Origin of the sequence: Brevibacterium linens ATCC 9172, assembly GCF_900169165.1 — a bacterium.
Lineage (GTDB): Bacteria > Actinomycetota > Actinomycetes > Actinomycetales > Brevibacteriaceae > Brevibacterium > Brevibacterium linens.
On the sequence record NZ_FXYY01000001.1, the window covers coordinates 70,390 to 96,980 of the forward strand.

General features: G+C 67.0%; 22 protein-coding genes. 17 read left to right on the plus strand and 5 right to left on the minus strand.

Features of this window, described 5'->3' with window-relative positions:
• Window positions 1–19: 19 nt before the first annotated feature.
• Together BLIN9172_RS00320 and BLIN9172_RS00325 are read right to left on the minus strand one after the other, a co-directional pair.
• Window positions 20–1,303 (minus strand): polyprenyl synthetase family protein, encoded by a 1,284-nt coding sequence (locus BLIN9172_RS00320; RefSeq protein ID WP_101553346.1) that lies wholly within the window; start codon window positions 1,301–1,303, stop codon window positions 20–22.
• Complete coding sequence (locus tag BLIN9172_RS00325; RefSeq protein ID WP_101553347.1) at window positions 1,303–1,869, minus strand: hypothetical protein; 567 nt, start codon at window positions 1,867–1,869, stop codon at window positions 1,303–1,305. Before BLIN9172_RS00325 ends, BLIN9172_RS00320 begins: the two co-directional genes overlap by 1 nt.
• Window positions 1,870–1,929: 60 nt before the next feature.
• Between BLIN9172_RS00325 and dinB the strand changes: the two genes are divergently transcribed.
• The 3 genes from dinB to BLIN9172_RS00340 all read left to right on the plus strand — a co-directional run bounded on the left by dinB (window position 1,930) and on the right by BLIN9172_RS00340 (window position 4,452).
• Window positions 1,930–3,165, plus strand: coding sequence for a DNA polymerase IV (gene dinB / locus BLIN9172_RS00330; RefSeq protein WP_101553348.1), 1,236 nt, complete (start codon window positions 1,930–1,932; stop codon window positions 3,163–3,165).
• A 131-nt stretch (window positions 3,166–3,296) separates the two neighbouring features.
• On the plus strand, window positions 3,297–3,704 hold the full coding sequence (locus BLIN9172_RS00335; RefSeq protein ID WP_101553349.1) for a DUF3040 domain-containing protein: 408 nt from the start codon (window positions 3,297–3,299) through the stop codon (window positions 3,702–3,704).
• A gap of 31 nt (window positions 3,705–3,735) precedes the next feature.
• Window positions 3,736–4,452: a YdcF family protein gene (locus BLIN9172_RS00340; protein ID WP_240811942.1), complete on the plus strand. Its 717-nt coding sequence runs from the start codon at window positions 3,736–3,738 to the stop codon at window positions 4,450–4,452.
• Window positions 4,453–4,621: 169 nt separating this feature from the next.
• Here BLIN9172_RS00340 and BLIN9172_RS00345 read toward each other — a convergent pair whose 3' ends face one another.
• From BLIN9172_RS00345 to BLIN9172_RS00355, 3 genes are read right to left on the minus strand one after another with little or no spacing between them, the layout of a single operon-like run.
• The gene (locus BLIN9172_RS00345; RefSeq protein ID WP_101553351.1) at window positions 4,622–7,144 is read right to left on the minus strand and encodes a transglutaminase TgpA family protein; all 2,523 of its coding nucleotides are present in this window, start codon (window positions 7,142–7,144) and stop codon (window positions 4,622–4,624) included.
• Window positions 7,141–8,421: a DUF58 domain-containing protein gene (locus tag BLIN9172_RS00350; protein ID WP_101553352.1), complete on the minus strand. Its 1,281-nt coding sequence runs from the start codon at window positions 8,419–8,421 to the stop codon at window positions 7,141–7,143. The genes BLIN9172_RS00345 and BLIN9172_RS00350 overlap by 4 nt, the downstream gene beginning before the upstream one ends.
• 4 nt (window positions 8,422–8,425) lie before the next feature.
• Complete coding sequence (locus BLIN9172_RS00355; protein ID WP_025777976.1) at window positions 8,426–9,415, minus strand: AAA family ATPase; 990 nt, start codon at window positions 9,413–9,415, stop codon at window positions 8,426–8,428.
• A 462-nt stretch (window positions 9,416–9,877) separates the two neighbouring features.
• Here BLIN9172_RS00355 and mraZ point away from each other — a divergent pair, with 462 nt between their 5' ends.
• The 14 genes from mraZ (at window position 9,878) to pgeF (ending at window position 26,550) form a co-directional block, all read left to right on the plus strand.
• Window positions 9,878–10,309 carry a division/cell wall cluster transcriptional repressor MraZ gene (gene mraZ, locus BLIN9172_RS00360; protein ID WP_101553353.1) on the plus strand — a complete coding sequence of 144 codons (432 nt, stop codon included), beginning with the start codon at window positions 9,878–9,880 and terminating at the stop codon, window positions 10,307–10,309.
• Window positions 10,310–10,481: 172 nt separating this feature from the next.
• Window positions 10,482–11,447: a 16S rRNA (cytosine(1402)-N(4))-methyltransferase RsmH gene (gene rsmH, locus BLIN9172_RS00365; protein ID WP_101553354.1), complete on the plus strand. Its 966-nt coding sequence runs from the start codon at window positions 10,482–10,484 to the stop codon at window positions 11,445–11,447.
• Window positions 11,444–12,010: a cell division protein FtsL gene (ftsL, locus tag BLIN9172_RS00370; protein WP_101553355.1), complete on the plus strand. Its 567-nt coding sequence runs from the start codon at window positions 11,444–11,446 to the stop codon at window positions 12,008–12,010. Before rsmH ends, ftsL begins: the two co-directional genes overlap by 4 nt.
• 75 nt (window positions 12,011–12,085) lie before the next feature.
• Entirely contained in the window at window positions 12,086–13,867 is a 1,782-nt protein-coding gene (locus tag BLIN9172_RS00375; RefSeq protein ID WP_025777972.1) for a peptidoglycan D,D-transpeptidase FtsI family protein, read from the plus strand.
• On the plus strand, window positions 13,867–15,438 hold the full coding sequence (locus tag BLIN9172_RS00380) for a UDP-N-acetylmuramoyl-L-alanyl-D-glutamate--2,6-diaminopimelate ligase (protein WP_101553356.1): 1,572 nt from the start codon (window positions 13,867–13,869) through the stop codon (window positions 15,436–15,438). Before BLIN9172_RS00375 ends, BLIN9172_RS00380 begins: the two co-directional genes overlap by 1 nt.
• Before the next feature lies 1 nt (window position 15,439).
• The gene (locus BLIN9172_RS00385; RefSeq protein WP_101553357.1) at window positions 15,440–16,903 is read left to right on the plus strand and encodes a UDP-N-acetylmuramoyl-tripeptide--D-alanyl-D-alanine ligase; all 1,464 of its coding nucleotides are present in this window, start codon (window positions 15,440–15,442) and stop codon (window positions 16,901–16,903) included.
• Entirely contained in the window at window positions 16,903–17,991 is a 1,089-nt protein-coding gene (mraY, locus tag BLIN9172_RS00390) for a phospho-N-acetylmuramoyl-pentapeptide-transferase (RefSeq protein ID WP_101553358.1), read from the plus strand. The genes BLIN9172_RS00385 and mraY overlap by 1 nt, the downstream gene beginning before the upstream one ends.
• A gap of 10 nt (window positions 17,992–18,001) precedes the next feature.
• Complete coding sequence (gene murD / locus BLIN9172_RS00395) at window positions 18,002–19,504, plus strand: UDP-N-acetylmuramoyl-L-alanine--D-glutamate ligase (protein ID WP_101553359.1); 1,503 nt, start codon at window positions 18,002–18,004, stop codon at window positions 19,502–19,504.
• Between the two features lies 1 nt (window position 19,505).
• Complete coding sequence (ftsW, locus tag BLIN9172_RS00400; protein ID WP_101553360.1) at window positions 19,506–21,086, plus strand: putative lipid II flippase FtsW; 1,581 nt, start codon at window positions 19,506–19,508, stop codon at window positions 21,084–21,086.
• Between the two features lies 1 nt (window position 21,087).
• Window positions 21,088–22,188 carry an undecaprenyldiphospho-muramoylpentapeptide beta-N-acetylglucosaminyltransferase gene (gene murG, locus BLIN9172_RS00405; RefSeq protein ID WP_101553361.1) on the plus strand — a complete coding sequence of 367 codons (1,101 nt, stop codon included), beginning with the start codon at window positions 21,088–21,090 and terminating at the stop codon, window positions 22,186–22,188.
• A 2-nt stretch (window positions 22,189–22,190) separates the two neighbouring features.
• Window positions 22,191–23,606 carry a UDP-N-acetylmuramate--L-alanine ligase gene (gene murC, locus BLIN9172_RS00410; protein ID WP_101553362.1) on the plus strand — a complete coding sequence of 472 codons (1,416 nt, stop codon included), beginning with the start codon at window positions 22,191–22,193 and terminating at the stop codon, window positions 23,604–23,606.
• A gap of 5 nt (window positions 23,607–23,611) precedes the next feature.
• Entirely contained in the window at window positions 23,612–24,367 is a 756-nt protein-coding gene (locus BLIN9172_RS00415) for a cell division protein FtsQ/DivIB (RefSeq protein ID WP_025777964.1), read from the plus strand.
• Window positions 24,368–24,602: 235 nt separating this feature from the next.
• Entirely contained in the window at window positions 24,603–25,790 is a 1,188-nt protein-coding gene (gene ftsZ, locus BLIN9172_RS00420) for a cell division protein FtsZ (protein WP_101553363.1), read from the plus strand.
• Between the two features lies 1 nt (window position 25,791).
• Entirely contained in the window at window positions 25,792–26,550 is a 759-nt protein-coding gene (gene pgeF, locus BLIN9172_RS00425; RefSeq protein ID WP_101553364.1) for a peptidoglycan editing factor PgeF, read from the plus strand.
• Window positions 26,551–26,591: the final 41 nt, after the last annotated feature.

A 26,591-nucleotide genomic window follows, 5' to 3' on the forward strand; every position in this document is an offset into this window, starting at 1 on the left:
GCAGGCCCGTTCGTCGGGTTCAGCTGGAGCGGTAGCTCAGCGCCCTCGCGAATGCCTTGAGCCGCTCCTGTGCGGCCGGACCGATGCGCACTGGCGCCGAGGCGGCCGCCCCGGTCGCTGAATCGGTCGCCGCGCCGTCTCCTGCCCACGTATCGACGATCGTCGCCGTGTGGGCATGTTTGTCCGCGATGAAGGATTCGACGGCGGCGAGACCGCCCGAGTCCGTGATCATGCCGACGCATTCGGCCACCTCGGCGTCGGTGAGATCCGGATCGCCCAACCGTGCGGCGAGGACCTCGAGCCGGTCCGCTGGGATCCGAGAGGCCGTCTCGGCGATGAGCACGGTCCGCTTGCCCTCGCGGATGTCGTCGCCGGCGGGTTTGCCCGTGGCCTCGGGGTCACCGGCGATGCCGAGGACATCGTCGCGCAGCTGGAACGCCTGACCGAGGGGAAGACCGAAAGCGGAGATCTCCGCCAGCTGCCGATCGTCCGCTCCCGCCAGGGCCGCGCCGAGCAGGAGCGGCTGCTCGACCGAATACTTCGCGGACTTGAAGCTGAGCACCTCCCACGCGCGATCGGCGATCCGGGCGTCGCCGAGGGGGATGACCTCGGCGAGCACATCGAGGTACTGGCCGACCATGACGTCGCGGCGCACGATTCCGCGCAGTTCGCGTGCCGAGGCGCTGTCGCCCAGGCACTCCTGCGAGCGTTCGAAGAGCTCCTCGCTCAGGGCCAGGCAGATATCGCCGATGACGATGGAGGCGGAGACCCCGAAGGAGGCGCCGTCGCCGTGGAAGCCGGAGCGCTGATGGCGGGCCTCGAACTGACGGTGCAGGGCGGGCCGGCCGCGCCGGGTGTCCGAATTGTCGATGACGTCATCATGGATGAGCGCGGCGGCATGGAGCAGCTCGAGCGACCCTGCCGCCTGGGCCAGGCCCGCGATGACGTCGGCGGAGGGGCCGGTGTCCGCGCCGGCGCGGACGTCTCCGCCGGCGAGCTGGAAGCCCCACCACAGCAGGACGGGACGGATCCTCTTGCCGCCGCGGGTGAACTCGATGAGAGCGTCGCCGATCGCAGCCGCATCGGGTGAGATCGCCTCGAACTCTGCGGCCTTCTCAGCGAGGAAGGCCTCGAGCTGGGCGGACACCTCGGCGGCGATGGATTCCGGAGAGTCGAGGGACTCGACGAGGGCGGGAGGGGCACCCGTCGCCGCGGACGACGAGGGCGCGGCCGTCGACGAGGGCGCAGCGGACGGAGCGGACTCGGGGGAGTCTCCGGGCGTCACAGAACGATGTGAGGTCATCAACCGATGTTTCCGCCGACGGTGACGATCGAATTCGCCTTGTCCTCGGAATCCTCGGCGACCGTGACGACGAGGACGCTGTCATTGTCCTTGTGTTTGAAGTTGACCACACGGGCGCTCTTCGTCTTCACCTCATCCCCGAGGCGTTCGAAGTCGGCCTTGCCGAGCTCCTTCTCGTAGAACGCGAAGACGTCCTTGGCATCGGCCTCGGCGCGGAGGGTGAGGCTGACCTGTTCGGGCAGCTTCTTGTCCTTGTCGTTGTGGGCCTTGACGATCGACGCGGAGAGCACCTCGGAATCCGGGTACGGCTTGATGTACTCGGGCAGATCCTTGACATCGTTCGATGTATCAGGATCCGAACCCGTGGCCTCGGTCGACGCTTTGGCCGAAGCGGTCTCGGACTCGGACTTTGCCGAGGCTGTGGTCTCGGCCGAGGCTGCGGAGGTCGAGGTCTCCGGGGAGGCCGAAGCGGTTGATTCGGCCGTGTCTCCATCGGTTCCCGAACAGCCCGCAAGAGCGAGAGCGGCGACGATGGGCAGTGTCATGACAGCGGTGCGCGATACCATGCTTCAAGAGTACCTGGACTGTTCGGCGGAGCCGAAAGGAACGAACGCGAGGGGCAGGCGATGAGTCGGAAGCAGCTGGCACGATCCGGAGGTGATCTGAGCCGATTGGGCACGGACGACGCCGGTGCCACCATGCTCCACCTCGACATGGACTCGTTCTTCGTCTCCGTCGAGCTGCTCAGCCGTCCGCACCTCGTCGGCCGTCCCGTCATCGTCGGCGGGCGCAGCGGCCGCGGAGTCGTCGTCTCGGCCAGCTATGAAGCGCGCGAGTTCGGGGTGCACGCGGCGATGCCGATGTCGCGGGCCATGAATCTGTGTCCCATCGCCGAGGTGATCCCACCCTCCCACGGCCTGTATTCCTCCTACTCCCGTCAGGTCTTCGATCTCGTCGCCGAGGTCACTCCCGATGTTCGTCAGGTCAGTGTCGACGAAGCCTATATCGACGTCTCCGGAGCTGTGCGACGACTCGGCTCTCCGGTCGAGATCACCACCCAGCTGCGTGCCCGGATCCGGGAGCGGACGGGGCTGAGCGCCTCGGTCGGCATCGCCGTCAGCCGGGTCGTGGCCAAGCTCGCCTCGACCAGGGCGAAACCGAACGGTCAGCTGCTCGTGCCCGTGGCTGCGACCCGGGAATTCCTCGACCCGATGCCGATCGAAGCTCTGCCGGGAGTGGGGGAGAAGACCCAGGCAGGCTTCTCCCGCTACGGAATCCGTCTCATCGGCGACCTCGCCGCCGTGGACGAGGACTGGGCCGCACGCGTCTTCGGTGCCCACGGCCATCAGCTGTGGCGGGCCGCCCACGGACAGGACTCCTCCGGTTTCGACCAGCAGGCCAGAGAACACTCGATCAGTGCGGAGAACACCTTCGGCGAGGACATCTGGGACATCGCTGTGCTCGAACACGAACTGCTGCGTCTGGCCGACAAGGTCGCCTATCGGGTCCGTGCGGAGGGGAAGGTGGCCACGAGCCTCGGACTGAAGTACCGCCTCGGCGATTTCACCACCCTGTCGAGGTCGGTGACCCTGACGGCTCCGACGGATCTGGCCAGGGAGATGTACGAGGCCCTTCGCCCCGCTCTGCGCACGCTGCGCGAGCAGCGCTCTCAGGGCGTCAGACTGCTCGGGGTCAGGGCTGCCGGACTCAGCGATTTCGCCGTCACGGGACGACAGGCCACCTTGGACGAACCAGTTCATTCCGGACGCGACGCCGAGGTCGCCCTCGACGAGGTGAGACGCCGGTTCGGCAGCGAAGCGATCTCCCAGGCTTCGCTTCTGCGCAAGCCTCCCGAGGCCTGAGAGCGGGTGAGCGGGAGCACAGTCTGAAGACCCCGTGGGAATCCGGCTCCTGACAGCCTGCGGAGATGTTTTTTCGGGCCTCAGAGACTATGATTGAGTGAAAGACTTGAGAAGCGAAACGGGGGTTCGAGATGCCACTCTCCGATCACGAACAGCAGCTGTTGGATCAACTGGAGAAGCAGCTGCGCAGTGAAGACCCTCGTTTTGCGCGGAATATCTCGGAAACCCAGGCCGCTGCCACGGGTCCCGGGTTCTCCGCCAAGCGCTTCGTCCTCGGCATCATCGTCGCGCTCGCCGGGCTGGCCGCGACGATCCTCGCGATCTCGCTCGTCTCCAGCTCCGTCTGGTGGATCGCCCTCGGCGTCGTCGGGTTCGGCCTCATGGTCGCCGGGATGTACTGGGCGTTCAGCCGTCCCGGTCATGTCCACACGACTCAGACGGACTCTCGGAATTCCGGAGGCAAGGCCGGCGCCAAGGGCAGCTCCGGATTCATGAGCCGGATGGAAGACCGGTGGGAGAAGCGCCAGCGCGGCGAATGATCCCGGTCTCGGCGATCAAGGCATTCTCGATATGAGGGTGCCTTTTTCCATGCCGGTCCGCGTGCTCGTGAGTGCCGGTTCAGTCCTCGCCGTCTGTGCCGGTGTCTTCGTCTTCGCCGAGGCGGCCCACTGGCGATCGAGTCACCGCCGACTGGGAGACTGTGACGTCGCCGATCCCCGCAGGCGCCGCAGCGGTCGGTGCGCGAGTCGCCACACAGCGACCTTGCGGACGGCGGGCAGCGACCAGATCATCGTGGTCCTCGGATATGCCAACCGCGGGCAGCGGCCGAACGGAATCAATCGATTCCGGGTCCGCGCGGGTCTGCGGTCGATCGATCCGAGGGCGCGGTCGACCCTCCTCATCTTCTGCGGGGGAGCCGTCGCGGGCAGAACGTCGGAGGCGCTCATCGTGGAGAGCTTCGCCCGTGAGGAACTCGGCTTCACCGGTCGAACGGTGCGGGAGGGGCAGAGCACAACGACGTGGGAGAACATCGCCAACGCGATCCCCATCATCGATCGCGAACTCACCCCGGCCACAACGATCAGCATCGTCTCGAACTCCCATCATGCCGAGAAGGCGCGCGACCACCTGTGGCAGATGCGCCCGGACCTGGCACGACGACTGGTCCGCGGGGGAGACTACCGATTCGGAGAACATCCGCTGGTGAAGCCCATCGCCGCCGTGCGCGGCCTGCTCGCGTTGCGTGCACTCGATCGAGAGGACGCGAAACACGCGGCAGGGCACTGAGGTGCCACGCTCACGCACTGAGCTCCCAGGCTGTTAGAGCCTGCGACGAGCCGCCTCGCGGGGCGAGCCTGTCGTGGAGGATGCGGAAGCGAAGAGGCGGCCCCGCAGGACCGCCTCTTCGTTCACCGGCCAGGATCGTCAGGTATCGGCCAGGATCGTCAGCTCATCGTCATTTGGGACGACTGAACAAGCTGGCCGGCCAGATCTTCGCGGAGATCCGACCGCCCGGCGTGGCTCGCTCCGACAGGTCCGTCTTCACCTCGTCGACGAGCGCGCGCACCTCGGAGTCGTCGAGAGACTCGGTCGCGGCACCGTAGCGCTGGGCTTCGAGAGCATCGACGAACGCTCCCAGGGCCGAATCATCACGGCCCGTCTCGGTCGGCGTCGACGGAGCCGGACTGCTCAAACGTCGCAGCCGTTCATCCGAACGATCAAACGTCGAGGAGCCGGCGCCTTCTGCGCTCTGGGCGGCGGCACCGGAACCGGCGGCCGCCTCGGCGGCGGACTTTCGCGTCGGTTCGCCGGTGTCCGGATCGACCTCCGGTGCCGTGGTGCCCGCGTCTGCCTCGGTCGAGCTCGTGGCGCCCGCAGTCCCGGAGCCACCGGCAGCACCGGTTGCAGGGACTGCACCGGAGAGCACGAGCTCGTTGAAGCGCAGCGTCCGACTCGAATCCAAACTCTGCCCGTAGTCGGTCGCCAGAGCGCGGACCTCGGTCCACACCGCTTCGAGGTCGTTCGGATCCTTCGTCCGGCGCGAACGCAGGATCGAACGCCAGATCGCCGGCAGTGCGGCGAGCAGCAGCAGGACGAGCACGATCGCTGCGATGCCGAAGACCGTGCCGAGATCCGAACCGGCCGGCTCTGCGGCCTCCGTGCTCGTCTCCTCCTCGGTGGGCCCTTCGGAGCCACCGGTCGGTGAGGCGGACTCGGTCGGCTCTTCGCTCGGGCTCGCCGATTCTGTCTCGTCGCTCTCCTCCTGCTGGTCGGCGCCATTGGCGAGAGTCCACTTCGGCGGATCGCCGGCCGGCCCGCCGGGGGTGGGTTCGAAGCGCACCCAACCGGCGCCTTCGAAGTACAGCTCCGGCCAGGCATGCGAATCCTGCATGCTCACGTCGTAGCCGTCCTCGCCCTCATCCGCCCCGGCGTAGCCGACGCCGATGCGCGCCGGGATGCCCATCGTGCGGGCCATGATCGTCATGGCCGAGGAGAACTGGACGCAGTAGCCCTGTTTATCGGCCAGGAAGTCCGAGATCGCATCGCCGCTGGCGCGTTCGGGAGCATCGAGCGAATACTCGAAATCGCCGCCGCGGAAATACGCCTGCAGCATGACTGCGGCCTCCCACTGATTCTCGGCATCGGCGGTGACTCGCTCCGCCGTCTCCTTCACGCTCGTGGGCAGAGAATCGGGGACTGCGAGTTCGGTCTCGAAATCGCTCTCGGACACCGGAGTCGCCGACTGCAGATCCGCGACATCGGGATTCGGGGACAGATAGTCCATCGAATACTGCAGTCCGCCGGTCTTCTCACCGTTGCCGACGATCGTCAGCGTCTTCTCGTCGAAGATCCACCGGCGACCCAGATCCTTCGGCTGCTGCGGAGCATACGGAGACGGCAGGTACTGCTGATCGTAGTTGTCGCCGACGGCGACGCTGATCGTCTCTTCCGTGAAGTTCTTGTCCCGCGGCAGCCCTGCCGGCCACGGCATGCCGTCGCTGGCGATCGCGAAGGGATCGAGGCTGAATGGACTCGGTGCCCAGTTCTCGCCGTCGAAGTCATCGATCGAGGTCAACCGGATCGGATCCGATTCCTCGGCCGTCGTCTGATAGCGGAACAGCGTCGTGTCATCGCGATCGCCGAGGTTCTGGCGCAGGTTGAGGAACGGATTCGTCACCGTCAGATCTCCCTGGCCCTTCGATGCCCGATCGGGCAGGGTCGGCACCGGCGGCAGCAGAAGGGGCAGGCCGATGCCGATCGCCAGAGCCAGAGCGCCGGCCAGGATCGCCGTCATCCCGCCCCGCCATCGGGTCGCGGGCAGATAGGGGCTGAGCATGAGCAGCAGGAATGCCGCGAGGATGGCGACCACATGCCACCACTGCACCTCCTGAGCGGCGAAGTAGACGGGGATCATCCACAGCACGAGCAGCAGCACGCCACCGACCTTCGGCGCCTGCAGATCCGAGACGAGACCGTCGATGAGGATCGTGATGAGGGTGAAGGCGATCGTGAGCATCGCGATGAAGCCCGGTGTGCTCGCCGCCGGGGGAGCGGTCGCATAGAGGTCGCTGACCCCTTCGGAGAGCAGATCGATCACCGTCCCGAAGGACGCACCGGTCGGGATGAACCCGAGCAGCAGCGAATCCCCGGCGCAGACGACGAAGACCGCGAGGAGGCCGGCCACGCACTGGGCGATGACCGCGGTGCCGGTCGACCGCAGCACCGGCACGGTGCGGAAGACGGCACCGACGATGACGACGACTGCGACGGAGATCAGCACGGGCGACAGCCAGGCGAAGTCCTTGAACACGGCCGACACGGCGACCGCCGTCAGCGCCATGGACACGAAGACGACGATCGCTTCGAGCCAGCCTGTGCTCGGCCGCTCATCGCTCGTCGACACCGGCGCCGAGTGATCCTGTGCCGGGGGTCCGGAATCGGCTCCGCGCGGACGGGCGTCAGGAGTGTTGAGACTCATCGGCGCACCCCCTGCGGTGCCGAACTCGCGCCACCGGGAGGCGAACTCGCGCTTCCGGGCGTCGAAGAGGCGCCGCCGGCACCGGCTGTGCCCGGTCCGGGTTCGGCCGACATCCGATCGGTGCCGCTGCGAGAGCGCTTGGACTCGAAGGTCGTCCACGACTCCGGCAGATCTTCGCTGAGACCGAGCATCGTCAGATCGTCGATCTCGCTGAGCGTGCGCAGAGTCACCGGCACACGACGGGAGAAGTGCGCGGCGAGCTCCTGGCCCCGCTGATCGCCGACGGAGCAGATGACGATGTGATTCGGGTTGTCGTGCGAGGGCAGTTCGACCCTGCCCGGACGCACAAGGGCGGTCAGCAGACGCAGCTTGTCGATCTCGCGGGCTCCTTTGAATCTGATCTGGTGCCCGGGGGCGACGACATTGACCTCGTAATCGGACTTGAGGAACGCGGTTCCGGCCGCGGTCGCCGCGGCCAGCAGGAACTCGATCTCGAGATCGCTCGGCTCCTCAGCGCCTTCATCGGCGACGAGGTCGATGAGGATGAGCGCATAGAGCGTCTCCTCATCGGCTTCATGCCGGACCATGAGCTCGCCGGACTTCGCCGTCGAGGGCCAATGCACATGCCGCAGGTCATCGCCGGGCACGTACTCACGTGTGTGGAAGTCCCGGGTGGTGTGTCCGGTGCGGACCTTGCCGTCATCGAGGCGGGCGGGCCGGATCGACGAATCCTGCGGAATGCGGGCGGGCAGAATCGGCACGGACACGGCCACGGGGAAGGCCCCGTGGACCTTCTTCTTCATCGTCACCAGGCCGAAGGGCCCGAACACGGTGATGAGGACCGCGTCGATCCCGGTCACGCCGCGGCGGTTGGGGGTGAACGACGTCAGCACCGTCTGCGAAGTCCCATGGGCCAGAGCCGGAACGTCACCGGAGGTGGAGTCGCCGAAGCCCTCGGCCGGAACGAAGTCGATCGTCGCAGCCGGAATCGCGAGCTGACCGATGTTGGTCACGCGCGCCTGCACTTCGACCTCTTTGCCCTCGGCGGCCAACGGGTAGCGGTCCGACGACGGCGACAGCGCCACCTCGTGGAGGTTGGTGCTCATCGTGATCGACACCCGCCGGGTGCCCCACAGGATGAGCAGCGCCGAGAGCAGGACCAGGCCGAGCAGCAGCAGACCGGCCGGAAGCAGACCGGGCAGCGCGAAGCGGTAGGCCGTGATGATGAGGGCCGCCCCGGCCAGGACGAAGATGATTCCCGAAGTGCTCAGTCGCATGTGGTCACTGGTTCGTCGAGACGGGCACGCGGGAGAGCACCCGACCGATGAGGTCGGCAGCCAGCTCCGCGTCGTCTCCGTCGCGGGGGATGATGCGGTGAGCGAGGATGTACGGAGCCAGAGCCTGCACATCGTCGGGAGTGACGAAGGTGCGACCCGACAGGGCTGCGCGCGCCTTCGCCGCACGCAGCAGGTGGACACCGCCGCGCGGGGAGCTGCCGAGCAGGATCGCCGGATCGTTGCGGGTGGCATGGAGGATCGCCACGATGTACTCGCGCAGCGCCCGGCTCGCCGAGACGTGGCGGACGATCGTGCGCGCCTGAGTGATCTGCTCGAGGTTCGTCACCGCTGCGGCGGCCTCGAGGGGATCGTTCTGGATCTGGTTGTCCAAGAGGTCGACCTCATCGGACGTCGCCGGGTATCCCAGGGAGATGCGGGTGAGGAAGCGGTCGCGCTGCGCCTCGGGCAGAGCGTAGGTGCCCTCCATGTCGATCGGGTTCTGAGTGGCGACGACGATGAACGGAGTGGGCATCGGATAGGTCTGCCCGTCGATCGTCGCCTGGCCCTCCGCCATGCACTCGAGCATCGCCGACTGCGTCTTCGGGGACGCACGGTTGATCTCGTCGGCGATGACGATGTTCGCGAACACCGGGCCCTGCCGGAACTCGAAGTGGCGAGTCTCCTGGTTGAACAGGTTCACGCCCACGACGTCGGTGGGCAGCAGGTCCGGCGTGAACTGGATACGGCGCACGGAGCCGTCGACGACCTTGCCCATGGCACGGGCCAACAGGGTCTTGCCGACGCCGGGGACGTCTTCGAGGAGGACGTGTCCGCCGGCGAGCAGAGCGATGAGCGAGAGCCCGACGGCCTCATCCTTGCCCTCGAGGACCGCGTTCATCGCTGTGCGTGCCCGCGAGGTCAGATTCTGCACCCACTCGATGTGCTCGGCGCCGATCACGGAATTGGTCTGTGTACCTTCTTGGCTGGTCGACATACCTTCCATTGTCCCTGAAAGGCGGCACCCCAGCCACACGAGTTTCTTTCAGCTTCGCCGCTGCCCATCCCTCCGCGCCTCCATCCGCTCCCCGAGGCGACCCCCACTCCACTCCCCACCCTGCTCCCCACTTTCCTCCACGCGGACCCTCCACTTTCCTCCCCATTCGCCTCCACCTCGGTGCGGGGAAGCATCCGTGATCCGCGGATTCTCGCGGATCTCTGCCGCTTTCGCTGCTCTCGCCGAGGCGGACCACCCCTGTGCGTGAACGTACTGATTCCCGTCTGCCCGACACCCCCGCGACGCGCCTGAGGGAAATTTTCCCCACTTTCCTCCACCTATCTGACCTGGGAAAACGTTAGGTTCGACGTATCGTTGGGATCAAAAGCTGGAATCTGTGGAGGGAAGTGGAGTACTGTGGTTGCTATCGGAGCCGATTGGTTTCGAAAGGGGTGAGACGACATGTTCTTGGGCACTCATATGCAGAAGCTCGACGACAAAGGTCGCCTCATCCTGCCCGCAAAGTTCCGCGAGGAGCTGTCGCCCGGACTCGTTCTGACCCGTGGCCAGGAGAACTGCCTCACCCTGTTCCCCACCACGGAGTTCGAAGCCGAGCACGCGCGAATCCAGAACGCGCCGAAGACGAACAAGGAAGCCCGCGATTACCAGCGTGTGTTCCTGTCGGCGGCATTTGCGGACCAGCCGGACAAACAGGGGCGCATCACGGTCCCGAACATATTGCGGCAGTACGCATCACTGACCAGGGAAGTCGCAGTGATCGGCATGGGAAACCGAGTCGAGATCTGGGATGCACCGACCTGGGAGGACTACCTCGTCGGCGCTCAGCAGGCCTTCGCCGAACGCGAAGAGGAGGTGATCCCCGGAGTGATCTGATTCTGCTCGGGTTTGATCCTTGCCCGCCGTGCTCGAGTTTCGGGGAACTTCCCCGTTTCCGAAGCTCGGACGTCCTGACACACTTCCCCGGTGGCAGGGCCTCGGCGGTCAAGGTTCTGGCTCCAGCAGCGCACACGCCCCCGACACTCACACCCACACGAAGGACTCGCGCATGACATCTCAGCAGCACGTACCGGTGCTCCTGGAGCGCGTGGTCGAACTCATCGGCGTCGGCGTCGAAGCCGCTCGGACCGCCGGACTCACCCCGGTCGTCGTCGACGGCACCCTGGGGATGGGCGGGCACGCAGAAGCCGTGCTCACGGCCTTCGACGATGTCCACCTCGTCGGCATCGACCGTGACCTGCAGGCCATCGACATCGCCGGCGAACGTCTGGCCCCCTTCGCCGATCGCACCGATATCGTCCACGCCGTCGACGATGAGCTGCCCGACGTCCTCGCCGACCTCGGCATCGAAGCGATCAGCGCGATCCTGCTCGACCTGGGAGTCTCCTCCCTCCAGCTCGACGAAGACGAACGCGGCTTCTCCTATTCCCGACCGGCACCCCTGGACATGCGCATGGACCGCACTCAGGAACTCACCGCCGCGACGGTGCTGGCGACCTACTCCGAATCCGAGCTGCGCCGGATCCTGCGCGAATACGGCGAGGAGAAGCTGGCCGGCAGGATCGCGAAGATCATCGTCACCGACCGGGCCCACACCCCGTGGGAGACCTCGGACCAGCTCGCGGCCATGCTCTCGCGAGTGATTCCGCAGACGAAGAAGCGCTCCCACCCCGCCAAACGCACCTTCCAGGCCCTGCGCATCGAGGTCAACGACGAACTCGCAGTGCTGCGGACCGCGCTGCCTGCGGCCCTGGAGGCGCTGCACGTCGGGGGAGTGGCCGTCATCGAGTCCTACCAATCGCTGGAGGACACGATCGTGAAGAAGACCTTCCGGGCGGCCACGACCTCCTCGGCGCCGCCGGACCTGCCGGTCGTCCCCGAGGAGCACCAGCCCTGGCTGACAGAGATCATCAGGGGCGCCGAAATGGCCGATGAACACGAAGCAGAGACCAACCCGCGGGCGGCGAGCGTCCGCCTGCGGGCAGTGCAGAAGATCAGGGAGGCACGATCGTGAGGAATTCTCAGGCGACCGCGGGTCAGCCCCACTTCACCGAACGCTTCCGCCGGCTCGAAGAGGCCGGTGGCCAGCAGGGCGGAGCGAAGCTGCGGCTGCTCAAGTTCGAACTGCCGAAGTCTCGTCTGCCCTTCTCGATGCTGTGCGTGGGGATCCTCCTGGCCACCGTCGTGGCCGTGCTGCTGCTCAACATCTTCGTGGCCAACACCTCCTACAAGGTCGACCAGCTGACGAGTCAGAAGGAAGACCTGGCCGAACAGAAGGACCGCCTCGTCGAGGACAACTCGTACCGCGAGTCCCCGCAGAACATCGCCCTGGCCGCCGAGGAACTCGGCCTCGTCAGGGATTCCTCACCGGAATTCCTCGATGCGAAGACCGGAAAGCTCATCGACGCCCCCGGCATCGATGTCAGCGGTGAGAAAGAGCCCGCAGTCGTGCCCGGCCCGCGCGCCGATACACGTGATGACATCCGACCCAATCTACGATCGGATGAGAAGCTCCCGGTCGTCGGGGGCAGCCCGAGCCAGGACGTGGCGGCTCCGAGCCAGGAGGCACCGAAGTAGTCCGAGCTCACCGGGACCGGGGAACGGCCTGACCGAAACCTTCGCCGACCACACCAAGGACCGAGGACTCAAGCAATGGGCTCAACCACAACCCGACTGAAGAGGAAGCGCAAGGGCGATGGCCCCAATCTGCGTCTGCGGATGGGCTTCATCGCCGCAGTCTCGGTCCTCGTCCTCCTCATCACCTCCGTCCGGCTGGTGTCGATCCAGGGCATGGACTCGATGAAGCTGGCGGAGAAGGCACTGTCGAACCGGCTGGTCACCCGGACGCTGCCGGCCGAACGCGGACAGATCCTGGCCGCCGACGGCACCGTGCTCGCCGACAGCGTCTCCCGCTACCAGCTCGTCGTCGACCAGCAGAACGTCGCCCAGTACGAAGTCGACGGCGAACTCGTCGGGGCGTGGGGAGCGGCCGAAGCCCTGTCGAAACCGCTGAAGACCGATCCCGGTGTGCTCTACCCCAAACTCGTCGGCGACAAACGCTGGAACCCTGTCGCAAAGGGTCTGACCGCAGAGACCTGGCGTGAGGTCAAGAAGCTCGGAGTCCTCGGCATCTCCGCCGAGGAATACGCGGTGCGGTCGTACCCCGCCGGCGGCGTCGCAGGCAACCTCGTCGGCTTCCTCAGCTCCGACGGCACGGCCCAGGCCGGGCTCGAGATGGCCTACGACGAAGAGCTGTCGGGCACGGACGGCCAGCAGCAGTACGAGCGCGGTGCACGGGGAGAGATCATCCCGCTCGGCGACAACAATATGAAGGACGCCGTCGACGGCCAGGGTCTGCAGACGACCATCGATCCGGACCTGCAGTATTACGCACAGCAGGCGATCGAGGAGCAGCGGAAGAAGCACAAGGCCGAATCGGCATCCATCGTGATCAAGGAGGTCAAGACCGGACGCATCATCACCGCCGCGGATGCTCCCACGGTCGACCCGAACTCACCGGGCAAGGTCGACGGCGACGACCGCGGCTCACGTATCTTCACCGACATCTTCGAACCGGGTTCGACCGCGAAGATGGTCACCGCCGCGGCACTGCTCGATCAGGGGCTCGTCACGCCCGAACAGGAATTCACCGTCCCGGACACGTGGACGGCGCCGAACGACGAAGAGTTCCGCGACTCCCACGACCACCCCGATGAGAAGCTCACCTTCGCCGGGATCCTCGCCGAATCCTCGAACACCGGCACCATCCTCGCCGGAAAAGAGCTCACCGAGGCCCAGCGCTACGCATACATGAAGAAGTTCGGCTTCGGCTCCAGCTCTGGCATCGGCTTCCCCGCCGAGACCGCAGGCATCCTCCACCCGTACGAGGAATGGGACGGACGCACGAAGTACACCGTGATGTTCGGTCAGGGTGTGGCCGCGAACGCACTGCAGACCACCGACGTCATCTCCACCATCGCCAACGGGGGAGTCCACGTGCCCTCCCGACTCGTCGACGGGATGATCACCCCGAACGGCCGGACCATCTCCACCCCGGCCGGTGAGAAGGAACGGGTCGTGAGCGAGAAGGCCGCCGACGAGACCCTGCGGATGCTCGAAGGCGTCGTCGCCGAAGGCACGGGCAAGTCCGCCCAGGTCTCGGGCTACCGGGTCGCCGGAAAGACCGGTACCGCGCAGGCGCCGGCGGCCGAGGGCGGAGGCTACGACGGGTACACCGCCTCCTTCGTCGGAGTGCTGCCGGCAGAAGACCCCCAGTTGGCGATCTCCGTGACTTTGCAGCGGCCCCGAAAGGGCTACTACGGTGGGCAGGCCGCAGCCCCCGTGTTCTCCGACGTCGCGGGCTTCGCGATGCGGCACCTGAAGATTCCCCCGTCGACCGAGAAACCCGAGCTGCCTGCACGAGAATGGAAATGATGCGTCTTTCACAGCTGCTGCCGATCGCCCCCGGCACCCTCCACGGCGACCCCGAGACAGAGGTCACCGGAGTCTCCCATGACTCGCGAGCGGTCTCACCCGGCCAGCTCTACGCGGCACTGCCGGGCGCGAACGTCCACGGTGCGAAATTCGCCCCCGAACTCATCCGCGGCGGGGTCGACGCCGTCCTCACCGACGACGCGGGGTGGCAGCTCATCACCGAGGCGCTGAGCGCGGACGAGGCCGGCAGGCAGCTGCTCGGAGGCTTCACCGCTCTCATCGTCGAAAACCCTCGCGCCGTGCTCGGGTTCGTCTCCGCCGCCGTCTACGGGACCACCTCGGCGCCCGAGCTCATCGGTGTCACCGGCACGAACGGAAAGACCACGACGACCTACCTCGCCGATGGGATGCTCGAGGCGCTGGGGCACCGCACCGCCGTCATCGGCACCGTCGCCATCCTCATCGCCGGTGACACCGTGCCCAGTGTGCGCACCACACCGGAAGCTCCCGAACTGCACGCCCTGTTTTCGAAGATGCGCGCGGCCGAGGTCGACACCTGTGCGATGGAGGTCTCGTCCCACGCGCTCAGTCAGCATCGCGTCGATGGGGCGCACTTCCGGGTCGCCGGGTTCACGAACCTCTCGCAGGACCACCTCGACTTCCACAACACGATGGAGGAGTACTTCGAGGCCAAAGCGCAGCTGTTCACCCGGACCTTCTCCGATCAGGCCGTGATCGTCGTCGAGGACGAATGGGGTGAGCGGATGGTCGAGGCTGCGCAGGTGCCGGTGCGCACCCTGGGGCGCGACAACCGCAGCCAGTGGCGCATCGAACACACCCCCGGCGTTTCCGACTTCGTGCTCCACCTCGACGACGGACGAAGCATCCGTCTGCGCTCACCGCTGCCCGGTGACTTCAACGTCACGAACACGGCCCTGGCCGCTTCGATGCTCATCGAAGCCGGCGTCAGCGCCGCGGACGTCGATGCGATCGGCCGCAGCTTCGCGGCCACGGTGCCGGGACGGATGGAGGTCATCGACGTCTCCGGACCGCGGGCCCAGCGCGAATCCCACCCGGAGCTCCTGCCGCGGGCCATCGTCGACTACTCCCACACCCCTGATGCGATCGCGAAGGCGCTTGCGACCCTGCACGCCGACTCCGACGAACTCATCATCGTCTTCGGCGCCGGAGGCGACCGTGACCGCGGAAAGCGCTTCGGCATGGGACAGGCGGCGGCACGCGAGGCCGATGTGATCGTTCTCACCGACGACAATCCCCGCACCGAGGATCCCGACACGATCCGCGCCGCCATCAGGCAGGGGATCGACGCCGAGGTGGATGCGGGCCGGGCCCGTGTGAAAAAGATCATCGAGGTCCCCGACCGCGGTGCCGCCATCGACGAGGCGATCGCAGGAGCAGACGCCCGCGCGACCGTGCTGATCGCGGGGAAGGGGCACGAGACAGGCCAGACCGTGGGCACCACGGTCACCGATTTCGACGACCGGGCCAGGACACGCTCAGCGCTGTCCATGCGACTGGGCGGCGCACAACCAGGTAAAGTTCACAGATGATATGAAGCGACTGACTGCAGCCGAAATCGCAACCGCCGTGAGCGGCGAGTTGTACGGCATCGACCCCGAGACCCCATTGACCGCCGGCGTGGTGACCGACTCGAGAGAAGTCGGACCCGGCGATATCTACGTCGCCCGCCGAGGCGAGAGCTTCGACGGCATCGAATTCGCCGCCGCCGCCGTCGAGGCGGGAGCGGCCCTGATCATCGGCGAATCCGTCCCCACCATCGATGATGAGCCGCTGCCCGTCGTCGTCGTCGCCGATGCCACCGAGGCGCTCGGCCAGCTGGCCAAGCACAGCATCGAGGGCCTGCGCGCAGACGGCGAGATCACCGTCATCGCGATCACCGGCTCCGTCGGCAAGACCACCGTGAAGGACCTCGCCGCCGATCTTCTCGCGGGCGCCGCCGAGACCGTCTGGCCGCCGAACTCCTACAACAACGAGGTCGGCGTTCCGCTGACAGCTCTGCGGGCAGTCGAATCAACCCGTTTCCTCGTCCTCGAGATGGGAGCCCGGTCGATCGGCAACCTCGCCTATCTGACCAGCCTCATCCGGCCCGATATCGCCGTCGAACTCGCTGTGGGCACTGCGCATTCCGGAGTCTTCGGGTCGATCGAGAACACCGCTCGGGCCAAGGCCGAACTCGTCGAGTCTCTGACGGCCGGATCCACCGCCGTGCTCAACGCCGATGACACCCGCGTGTCCGCGATGCGCGAGGTGCTTGCTCCCGACGTGTCCACCCTGTGGTTCTCACAGCGTGAGTCCCTGCCCGAATGGGTCGGAGCCGACGACCAGGTCGTGCGCGGCACCTCCGTGTCCCCGGATTCCTCCGGCCACCCGACGTTCACCCTCACCCTGCCCGGTGAAGAGCCGCGCGATGTGCGTCTGGCGCTGATCGGCGAACACCACGTCGGCAACGCTCTGGCGGCTGCCGCCATCGCCCACGCCTGCGCAGTGCCGACGAAGTCGATCGTCACGACCCTGGCGACCTCCTCGGCGGCCAGCCGCTGGCGGATGGAGCTCATCGATTCGCCGACGGGCGTGACCGTGCTCAACGACGCCTACAACGCGAACCCCGAATCCATGCGAGCCTCCCTGAAGACCCTGGCCTCGATGGGCCGCGGTGACGAGGAGACGAGTCCGCGTCGCACCTTCGCCGTCCTCGGCGAGATGCTCGAGCTCGGTGACGAATCGGTGTCGGCGCACTCGGACATCGGCGAACTCGTCGTGCGTCTCAACATCACTCGCACCATCGTCGTCGGCGACGGCGCCAAGCCGATCTTCAACGCCGCGAACCTCGAGGGTTCCTGGGGCAACGAGGCGGCCTGGGTCGCGACCGCGGCCGAGGCGAGGGATCTCCTGAACGCCGAACTCGCACCCGGCGACATCGTCCTGTTCAAATCCTCCCGTGACGCCGGTCTGCGCTATCTGGGAGACGAAATCGCCGGAGTATCGGGGACCTGATGATTGCCGTACTGCTCGCAGCCTGCCTGGCTCTCATCTTCGCCCTGGTCGGCACCCCGCTGTTCATCCGGGTGCTCGTGAGAAAGGGGTACGGCCAGTTCGTCCGCGATGACGGTCCGACCTCGCACGCGACGAAGCGCGGGACCCCGACCATGGGCGGCGTCGTCATCATCGGCGCCGCAGTGCTCGCCTACCTGCTCGGGCATCTGTTCACCGGTTCCGTGCCCACGGCGTCGGGTCTGCTCGTGCTGTGGCTGGCTGCGGGACTGGCGGTCGTCGGGTTCCTCGACGACTTCATCAAGATCAAGAGGCAGCGGTCGTTGGGCCTGCGCCCGATGCCGAAGCTCATCGGCCAGGCCTTCGTCGGAATCTCCTTCGCCGTCCTCGCCCTGCAGTTCCCGAACTCCTTCGGCGAGACCCCGGCGTCGACGAAGGTCTCGTTCATCCGCGACACGAACCTCGACCTCGCCTTCGGCTCCGCGATCCTCGGACTCATCCTGTTCGTCATCTGGGCGAACCTCATCGTCACCGCAGTCTCGAACGCGGTCAACCTCACCGACGGTCTCGACGGTCTGGCCGCCGGTGCCTCGGTGGTCGTCTTCGCCGCCTATGTCGTCATCGGCACCTGGCAGTCGACCCAGAACTGCAACCTCATGTCCGAGGCCACGAACGCCTGCTACTACATGCGCGACCCCCGGGACCTCGCGATGGTCGCCGGGGCCATGGCCGCGGCCTGTTTCGGCTTCCTGTGGTTCAACACCTCACCGGCGAAGATCTTCATGGGCGACACCGGTTCGCTGGCCATCGGCGGCGCCTTCGCCGGACTGGCGATCATGTCGCGCACCGAGCTGCTGCTCATCGTGCTCGGCGGACTCTTCGTCATCATCACGCTGTCGGTGATCATCCAGGTCGCTTCCTTCAAGACCACCGGCAAACGTGTGTTCCGCATGGCACCGCTCCAGCACCACTTCGAGCTCAAGGGGTGGGCGGAAGTGACGATCGTGGTGAGATTCTGGATCATCGCAGCCCTGTTCGTCATCGCCGGAATCTGCCTGTTCTACGCTGACTGGGTGGCCCGCATTGGCTGATGAACCCACCATGAAGGCGATCCCGGCCGCGCTGAGCGGTCCGAGCTCATCCCTGGCCGGACTGCGCATCCTCGTCACCGGTCTCGGCGTGACGGGATTCCCCGCCGCCGTCCACCTCGGCGAACGCGGCGCCGACGTCATCGTCATCGACGGCGATGACACGGCCGATGTCAGCGAGAAGGCGCAGATCCTCGAGGTCTTCGACGTCGACATCCGACGGGGACCCGACCATGTCGAGACTCTGCCCGAGGGTGATCTCGACCTCGTCGTCACCTCACCCGGGTGGCGTCCCGACCAGCCCGTGCTGGCAGCCGCAGCCGAGGCCGGCATCCCCGTCATCGGCGAGGTCGAACTCGCCTGGCGGATCCGCGGGACGAACGATGCCAAATGGCTGGCCATCACCGGCACCAACGGCAAGACGACGACCACGACGATGCTCGAATCGATGCTGCTGGCCGCCGGGCTCAAGGCCAAGGCCTGCGGCAACATCGGCACTCCGCTGCTCGAAGCCGTGCTCGAACCCGGACTCGAGGTCCTCGCGATCGAACTCTCGAGCTTCCAGCTGCACTGGCAGGAGTCGATGAGCGCCGACGCCGCGGCCGTGCTCAACATCGCCCCCGACCACCTCGACTGGCACGGCAGCGCCGACGCCTATGCCCGGGACAAAGCGAAGATCTTCCACAATGCGAAGCTCGCCTGCGTCTACAGCTGTGCCGACGAGGCGACCCTGCACATGGTCGAGGACGCCGACGTCATCGAAGGGGCCAAGGCCATCGGCTTCACCACCGGCGTGCCGCGCCCCGGCGAACTCGGGGTCGTCGACGATCTGCTGGTCGACCGGGCCTTCATCCCGCAGCGGTACTCCTCGGCCGCCGAACTCGCCTCCCTCGACGATGTGGCGGCCGCCACCGGAGTCGCGGGGTCGCAGCCTGCCCCGCACCAGATCGCCAACGCCCTGGCCGCCGCCTGCCTGGCCCGCGCCATCGACGTGCCCGGTCAGGCGATCGCCGCGGGACTGCAGAACCATTCGCTCGGAGCTCACCGCATGGTCACCGTCGCCGAAGCGGACGGCATCCGCTGGGTCGACGATTCGAAGGCGACGAACACTCACGCCGCGAATGCCTCACTGGCAGCCTTCGACTCGATCATCTGGATCGCCGGGGGACTGCCCAAAGGTGCGGACTTCACGTCTCTCTTCGCCGACCACCGCGAACGGCTCAAGGCACTCGTGCTCATCGGCTCAGATGATTCGGCCTATCGCGAGGCCATCGCCGCGACCATCCCCGACCTCGACGTCGTCCGGATCGAACCCGCCCTGGCAGTGGACTCGGGAGTCCCGAAGCGCCGCGGCGAGGCCGTCGCCGCTGCCGCCGTCGACGCCGCCGCACGCTTGGCCGAAGCCGGCGACACCGTTCTGTTGGCCCCGGCGGCCGCGAGCATGGACCAGTTCCTCAACTACAACACGCGCGGCGAACTGTTCACCGAGGCCGTCAACACGCACCTGGAGCGCTGAGATGGGACGGCAGGCCACCGCGAAGGCGGATGAACGTCGCCGCCGCAAGCTTGCGAAGACGACTGTTGCCGCCACGGCTCCGCCGACATCGAAGCGGTCCGCAGCGTCGACCGCGACGAAGTCCCCGGACGCGACGTCCGCTGCGAAAGCCCGCGCGGGGAAGTCCGCCGCCGCGAAACCTGCCTCGAAGACCGCTGCGAGGGAAGCCTCCGGTGTGAAGAAGACGGCGAAGGCCGGCACGAAGAAGCCGGCACAGGCCCCCGGCGGGAAGGGACCTGCGAAGGCCGGCGGGAAGAAGCCGGCGCAGGCTGTCGGCGGGAAGAGCTCCGCGAAGACCGCCTCGGCGATCCGGAACGCATGGGATCATGTGCGCGGTGACGTCTCCGGCCTCTCCGCCCATCCGCTGACGACCTACTTCCTCATTCTCGTCTCCGTCGTGCTGCTCACGGGACTGGGCCTGGTCATGGTGCTCTCCGCCTCATCGATCACCTCCTACGACGGGGGAGCAGGCTCATCGTTCGCTTATTTCAACAAGCAGGCGATATTCGCCGGAGTCGGCCTCGTCCTCATGGCCATCGCGAGCCGGATGTCGCTGCAGTTCTGGAAGCGGACGGCCTGGGCCGCGATCATCGGCGGCCTCGCCATGCAGGCAGCCGTCTTCGCCCCGGGCCTCGGCAAGGAGACGAAGGGCAATGCGAACTGGATCGGCTTCAGCGGATTCCAGATCCAGCCCTCGGAGTTCCTCAAGGTCGCCCTCGCCCTGTGGCTCGGCTTCATCCTGGCCCAGAAGACCGGGAAGATGACCACCTTCGGCCACGCCATGATCCCCGTCGTTCCCGGAGTCCTCGCCGCCGCCGGACTCGTCGTCGCCGGCAACGACCTCGGCACCGGGCTGGTCATCATGGCCATGGCGATCGTCTGCCTGTGGGTCGGCGGATTCCCGATGAAGTACTTCCTGCTCCTGGGCAGTGTGCTCGCCGCGGCCGTCACCTTCTTCGTCCTCAGCTCCCAGAACCGCCTCAACCGCATCGAGGCGCTGCTCACCGGACATGCCGATCAGTCCGCAGCGGACACCATGGGACAGGCGTGGCAGTCCAACCACGGACTGTTCTCCCTGGCCTCGGGCGGATGGCTGGGAGTCGGACTCGGCGCCAGCCGTGAGAAATGGTCCTGGCTGCCCGAAGCCCACAACGACTTCATCTTCGCCATCATCGGAGAGGAACTCGGCCTCGTCGGCACCCTCGTCGTCGTCCTCATCTTCGCCGTCCTCGGATTCGGGATGGTCCGCGTGGTGATGCGCTCGAACAGCGTCATGGTCCAGGTCGCCACCGCCGGCTTCTTCGCCCTCATCATCGGACAGGCCGGAATCAATATCGGCGTCGTCACCGGAATGCTGCCGGTCATCGGTCTGCCGCTGCCGTTCGTGTCCTACGGCGGCTCCTCGATCATCGCCTCGCTGCTGGCCGTCGGTGTGGTGCTGTCGTTCGCTCGCACCGAGCCGGGCGCCGAGGCGGCCATCGCCGCCAACAGGGATCGCCTGCGATCCTCACTCGCCGTGCTCGTCCGCAAGAAAAGGAAATGAGATGACGAACATCCTCCTCGCCGGTGGAGGCACCACCGGCCATATCTCGCCGATGCTGGCGATCGGCCGTGAGCTGGCCCGGCAGCACCCCGATTGGGATGTCGTGGCGCTGGGCACCCCCGACGGGCTCGAAGCCGAGATCGTTCCCCGCGCCGGATTCGAGCTGCTCACGATCGACAAGGTGCCCATGCCTCGGTCGATCAGTCCCGCCCTGCTGAGATTCCCGTTTCGCTTCCGCGACAACATCTCCGCCGTCAAGCAGATCATCTCCACTCGCGGCATCGACGCCGTCGTCGGCGTCGGGGGCTACGTGTGCCCACCGGCGTTCCTCGCCGCCAAGCAGGCGAAGATCCCGCTGATCGTCCACGAAGCCAATGCGAAACCGGGAATGGCCAACCGCCTCGGCGCCCGACTGACGACCACCGGTCGCGTCGGCATCACGTTCCCCGACACGAAGCTGCCGGGTTCGACTCTCGTCGGCATGCCCATGCCCGCCGAGATCACCGATCTCGACCGCAGCGACGCAGGACAGCGGGCAGGATTCCGTGCCGAACTCGGGCTGCGCGATGACCGTCCTGTCCTCGTCGTGACCGGCGGCTCCTCCGGGGCCCAGAAGATCAACGAGGCCTTCCTCGCCACCGCGACCGCCTGCCAGGAGGCCGGCATCCAGGTCCTCCACATCACGGGAGCCGGAAAGGGCGAGGCTCTGCGCGAGGTCGCAGCCGAACTGAGCGACTACCACGCCGTCGACTATGTCGACGGAATGCATCGGGCCTATGCGGTGGCCGATCTGCTCGTCGCCCGCTCCGGCGCGGCCACGGTCTCCGAAGCCACGGTCGCCGGTGTCCCCGCTCTCTACGTGCCGCTGGCCATCGGCAACGGCGAACAGCGCCTCAACGCCTCCGGCAGCGTGAGCGCCGGTGCCTCCCTCATGGTCGACAATGCCGACTTCTCACCGTCGACGGTCGTCGAGACCATCCTGCCGCTGCTCGCAGACGAATCGCGACTCGCGCAGATGAGCCGAGCGGCGCTGAACCTCAACTACCCCACCGATGCCGCGGCCCGCATGGCCGCCATCGTCAACCGCGCGCTGGAAGGCTGACTATGACCTCTGCGAACACGAGTCCTGCGAACATCGTTCCCGTCGGCGAACTCGGAGCCGTCCACTTCATCGGCATCGGCGGTTCGGGAATGTCCGGAATCGCCCGGAACATGGTCATGAACGGAGTTGACGTCTCCGGCTCCGACGCGAAGGAATCCAACGTCGTCGATGTGCTCCGGACCCTGGGGGCCACGGTCACGATCGGGCACTCGGCCGACAACCTCGGTGAGGCCGACACCCTCGTCATCTCCTCGGCCATCCGCAAGGACAATCCCGAACTCGTCGAAGCACAGCGACGCGGGCTGCGGATCCTCCACCGCTCCGGGGCTCTCGCCTCGCTCATGGTCGACCGGCGAGCCGTGGCCGTGGCGGGCACCCATGGAAAGACCACAACCACCTCGATGACCACCGTGGCTCTGCAGGCGTGCGGAGTCGACCCGTCCTTCGTCATCGGGGGAGTCCTGGCGACGACGGGCACGAACGCCCACCTGGGCACCGGAGACGTCTTCGTGGCCGAGGCCGACGAATCCGACGGGTCGTTCCTCCTCTACGAACCGGCCATCGGCATCCTCACGAACGTCGAAGCCGACCACCTCGACCACTACGGGACTCCGGAGAAGGTGCGCGAAGCCTTCATCGAGTTCTGCGACGGCATCCAGACACGGGGCGGGACGATCATCGCCTGCGCCGACGACCCGGGTTCCCGGGATGTCGCCCTGCACTCCCGCAGCCAAGGCGCCGACGTCATCCTCTACGGCACCTCCGTCGATGCCGATCTCGTGCTGCGCGACCTCGACTCCGGAATCGCCTCGACCTTCGTCCTCGACCTGCCCGGCCGCGACGACGAGCTGCAGGTCGAACTGCGGCAGCCGGGGATGCACAACGCGCTCAACGCCACCGCCGCGATCGCCGTGGCCCTCAGCCTCGGCGCCGATGTCGAACGCGCGGCCGCCGGGCTCGCCGGCTACGGGGGCACCCGCCGGCGCTTCGAAGAACGCGGCATCGCGGCCGGAGTGCGCGTCATCGACGACTACGCCCACCACCCGACCGAGGTCCGCGCGGTGCTCAGCGCCGCCCGCGGAGTCGTCACCGACGGCGGACGGGTGTGGGCGATCTTCCAGCCGCACCTGTATTCGCGGACGATGGAATTCCGGGAGGAGTTCGGACAGGCCCTCGGACTGGCCGATGAGGTCGTCGTCCTCGACGTCTTCCCCGCCCGCGAAGATCCCGTGCCCGGAGTCACAGGCGCGCTCATCGCCGATCGGGTCCCGCACGGGAACGTGACCTTCTTGGAGTCCTTCGCCGAGGCGGTCCCGTTCGTGGCGGCACGTGTGCAGCCCGGTGATCTGGTGCTCACAGTCGGAGCCGGCGACGTGACGATCCTCGGGCCCGAGCTGCTGAGCGCGCTGGAGGGCTGAGGCCCATGGTGCCGCTTCCCCCGGCCCGGTCCGGTGACAACTCCACAGCCGACCTCACCGGAGTCATCCGGGCCCGCCGCCTCAAGACCTGGCGTCGACGGCTCATCGCCATCGGCATCGTGGCCGCGCTGATCGCCCTCGCCGCCGTCGCCTGGTTCTCACCCCTGCTGACACTTAAGAAGGTGCAGGTGAGCGGCAGCGAACTGATCGACACCGACACGGTGAGCGAGTTCGTGCTCGAGCGTCAGGGCGACAGGCCTCTGCCGCAGGTGCGCCCGGGTGCGGTCGAGGACTCGGTGCTGGGGGAGTTCCCGAAGGCCGAAGCGGCCTCCGTCCACTATGCCGGCCCACGCGCGCTGAAGATCGACATCACGGACCGCACCCCCGTCATCGCGATCGAAGACGATTCCGGCTTTCGTCTCTACGACTCCGAGGCCGTTGATCTCGGCACGGTCGACACAGCCCCCAAGAAGCTCACCGTGCTCAACGGAGGCGCACACCAGCCGGACAGAGAGACCGTCGCCGCGGTGATCCGCTTCATGGGCGATCTGCGACCGGAGCTGCGCCGTCAGCTGGTGACGATCGAGGCCGAGGATGCCATGAGCCTCAAGGGTCGACTCGACACCGGCAAGCAGACAGCCACGGTCGTCTTCGGCGATTCGTCCGACTCCAGCCTCAAGGTGCGCACCGCCGCCCAGCTCGCTGCCGAAGGCCGCACGGAGATCGACGTCTCAGTGCCCTCGGTGCCCGTGACCGACTGAGCCGCGGTGCGACCGAGTGCCGGCCCGCGGCGCCGTCGAGCCCCGCACGGGGCAGCCGCTGCGATTGCCTCCGTTTGGCCCCGACACACCGGGTGTGAAGTTTGGCCGAACCCCGACACTCCGGCGAGAATGGTTGCAGTGATATTGCCCCGCCCAATAGCCTCAGGGCAGAGAACACAGACCGAATGCGCACGCAGACCCTGCGGAGCGCAAGCGCTTGAGACGAGGAACCGACTTGGCTGAATTCCCACAATCCGGAGCGGACATCAAAGTTGCCGGAACCGGCGGCGGCGGTGTCAACGCTGTACAGAGGATGATCGACGTCGGCCTGCGCGGCGTGGAGTTCATCGCAATCAACACCGACGCCCAGGCTCTCGTCCTGTCCGACGCCGATGTCAAGCTCGAGATCGGCCGCGACCAGACCCGCGGACTCGGCGCCGGCGCGGATCCGGAGATCGGCAAGAAGGCAGCCGAATCCTCCGAGGACGCCATCCGCGATGCTCTCGAGGGTGCAGACATGGTCTTCGTCACCGCCGGCGAAGGCGGCGGCACGGGAACCGGTGCCGCCCCCGTCGTGGCCCGCGTGGCCCGCTCGCTCGGGGCACTGACGATCGGCGTCGTCACCCGACCGTTCACCTTCGAAGGACGCCGTCGTTCCGCGCAGGCAGAGGCCGGAATCGCGGCCCTGCGCGAAGAGGTCGACACCCTCATCGTCATCCCCAACGACCGACTGCTCTCGATCTCCGATCGCAGCGTCTCCGTCGTCGAAGCCTTCCGGTCGGCCGATGAGGTCCTGCGCTCCGGTGTGCAGGGCATCACCGACCTCATCTCGGTCCCGGGTCTGATCAACCTCGACTTCGCCGACGTCAAGTCGGTCATGCAGGACGCCGGAACCGCGCTCATGGGCATCGGTGCGGCAACCGGCGACGACCGCGCCGTGCAGGCGGCCGAATCAGCCATCGCCTCCCCGCTGCTGGAAGCCAGCATCGACGGAGCACACGGAGTGCTCTTCTGCATCACCGGCGGCGGCGACCTCGGTCTCTTCGAGGTCAACGAAGCCGCACGCCTGGTCCAGGAGGCCGCGCACCCCGAAGCGAACATCATCTTCGGCGCTGTCATCGACGACAACATCGGCGACGAATGCCGCGTGACCGTCATCGCCGCCGGGTTCGACAACACCTCGCCGAACGCGGAGACCGCCGGATCCGACCAGATTCCGACTCCGATCCCAGCGGCCGCACCAGCGGAGACCGAGACCGAGTCGCCCGTCGTCGCAGAACCCGAGACCGAGGCTCCGGAGGCCGATGAGCCGGCCGCCGCACCACGCCGCAGCGAGGAACACCAGATTCCTGCCTCCCTGCCGGGCGAACGGAGCAGCTCGAACGTCGACTCCGACCTCGATATCCCGGATTTCCTCAAGTAATATGCTGCGCTCGAGGTTCGTCATCCCGGGCGGACGCACCGCCCACGTCGCCTTCACCGATCGGCACGGCGGCTATTCGAGCGGGGACTTCTCCTCGTTCAACCTCGCCCGCCACGTCGGAGACGATGACGAACTCGTCGCAGCCAACAGGGCCGCTCTCGCTCAGGTCATCGGCCTGAGCGGAGAGCGGCTCTCGTTCGTCTCCCAAGTGCACGGCACCGACGTGCACATCATCAGCGACGAGACGCAGCTGCGGCAGGAACCGGTCGTCGCCGATGCCCAGTTGACGACGGTGGCCGGGGTAGGGCTGGCGATCATGGTCGCCGACTGCACCCCGGTCATGCTCGCCGACGCCGAAGCGGGCGTCATCGCCGCCGTCCATGCGGGACGCCCGGGAATGGCCGCGGGAGTGATCGGCACGACGATCGCCGCAATGCGCGACGCGGGCGCTCGGGACATCCATGCAGTCATCGGACCGTCCGTCTGCCCGCGCTGCTACGAGGTCCCACCGGAGCTGAGGAGCGAGGTCGCGGCGATCGAGCCGACCGCCGCCTCGGTGTCGGTGACCGGCACACCGGCCCTCGACGTCGCCGGAGCGGTGGCCGAACAGCTGCGCCGGGCGGATGTGGCCATCGATCATTTCTCACGCACCTGCACGAAGGAATCCGAAGACCTCTTCTCCTATCGCCGGCAGAAGCGGACGGGGAGGTTCGCCGGGATCATCTGGCTGCAGCAAGAAAAGACCGCGACACACCCATAGGACTCACCGGCCCGGATGCTCGCGTGCGATAGTTTGGGCGA

Coding starts and splice junctions, on each gene's coding strand:
- BLIN9172_RS00320 (WP_101553346.1), bottom strand. CDS start 1,303: ATGACCTCACATCGTTCTGTGACGCCCGGAGACTCCCCCGAGTCCGCT.
- BLIN9172_RS00325 (WP_101553347.1), bottom strand. CDS start 1,869: ATGGTATCGCGCACCGCTGTCATGACACTGCCCATCGTCGCCGCTCTC.
- dinB (WP_101553348.1), top strand. CDS start 1,930: ATGAGTCGGAAGCAGCTGGCACGATCCGGAGGTGATCTGAGCCGATTG.
- BLIN9172_RS00335 (WP_101553349.1), top strand. CDS start 3,297: ATGCCACTCTCCGATCACGAACAGCAGCTGTTGGATCAACTGGAGAAG.
- BLIN9172_RS00340 (WP_240811942.1), top strand. CDS start 3,736: ATGAGGGTGCCTTTTTCCATGCCGGTCCGCGTGCTCGTGAGTGCCGGT.
- BLIN9172_RS00345 (WP_101553351.1), bottom strand. CDS start 7,144: ATGAGTCTCAACACTCCTGACGCCCGTCCGCGCGGAGCCGATTCCGGA.
- BLIN9172_RS00350 (WP_101553352.1), bottom strand. CDS start 8,421: ATGCGACTGAGCACTTCGGGAATCATCTTCGTCCTGGCCGGGGCGGCC.
- BLIN9172_RS00355 (WP_025777976.1), bottom strand. CDS start 9,415: ATGTCGACCAGCCAAGAAGGTACACAGACCAATTCCGTGATCGGCGCC.
- mraZ (WP_101553353.1), top strand. CDS start 9,878: ATGTTCTTGGGCACTCATATGCAGAAGCTCGACGACAAAGGTCGCCTC.
- rsmH (WP_101553354.1), top strand. CDS start 10,482: ATGACATCTCAGCAGCACGTACCGGTGCTCCTGGAGCGCGTGGTCGAA.
- BLIN9172_RS00375 (WP_025777972.1), top strand. CDS start 12,086: ATGGGCTCAACCACAACCCGACTGAAGAGGAAGCGCAAGGGCGATGGC.
- BLIN9172_RS00380 (WP_101553356.1), top strand. CDS start 13,867: ATGCGTCTTTCACAGCTGCTGCCGATCGCCCCCGGCACCCTCCACGGC.
- BLIN9172_RS00385 (WP_101553357.1), top strand. CDS start 15,440: ATGAAGCGACTGACTGCAGCCGAAATCGCAACCGCCGTGAGCGGCGAG.
- mraY (WP_101553358.1), top strand. CDS start 16,903: ATGATTGCCGTACTGCTCGCAGCCTGCCTGGCTCTCATCTTCGCCCTG.
- murD (WP_101553359.1), top strand. CDS start 18,002: ATGAAGGCGATCCCGGCCGCGCTGAGCGGTCCGAGCTCATCCCTGGCC.
- ftsW (WP_101553360.1), top strand. CDS start 19,506: ATGGGACGGCAGGCCACCGCGAAGGCGGATGAACGTCGCCGCCGCAAG.
- murG (WP_101553361.1), top strand. CDS start 21,088: ATGACGAACATCCTCCTCGCCGGTGGAGGCACCACCGGCCATATCTCG.
- murC (WP_101553362.1), top strand. CDS start 22,191: ATGACCTCTGCGAACACGAGTCCTGCGAACATCGTTCCCGTCGGCGAA.
- BLIN9172_RS00415 (WP_025777964.1), top strand. CDS start 23,612: ATGGTGCCGCTTCCCCCGGCCCGGTCCGGTGACAACTCCACAGCCGAC.
- pgeF (WP_101553364.1), top strand. CDS start 25,792: ATGCTGCGCTCGAGGTTCGTCATCCCGGGCGGACGCACCGCCCACGTC.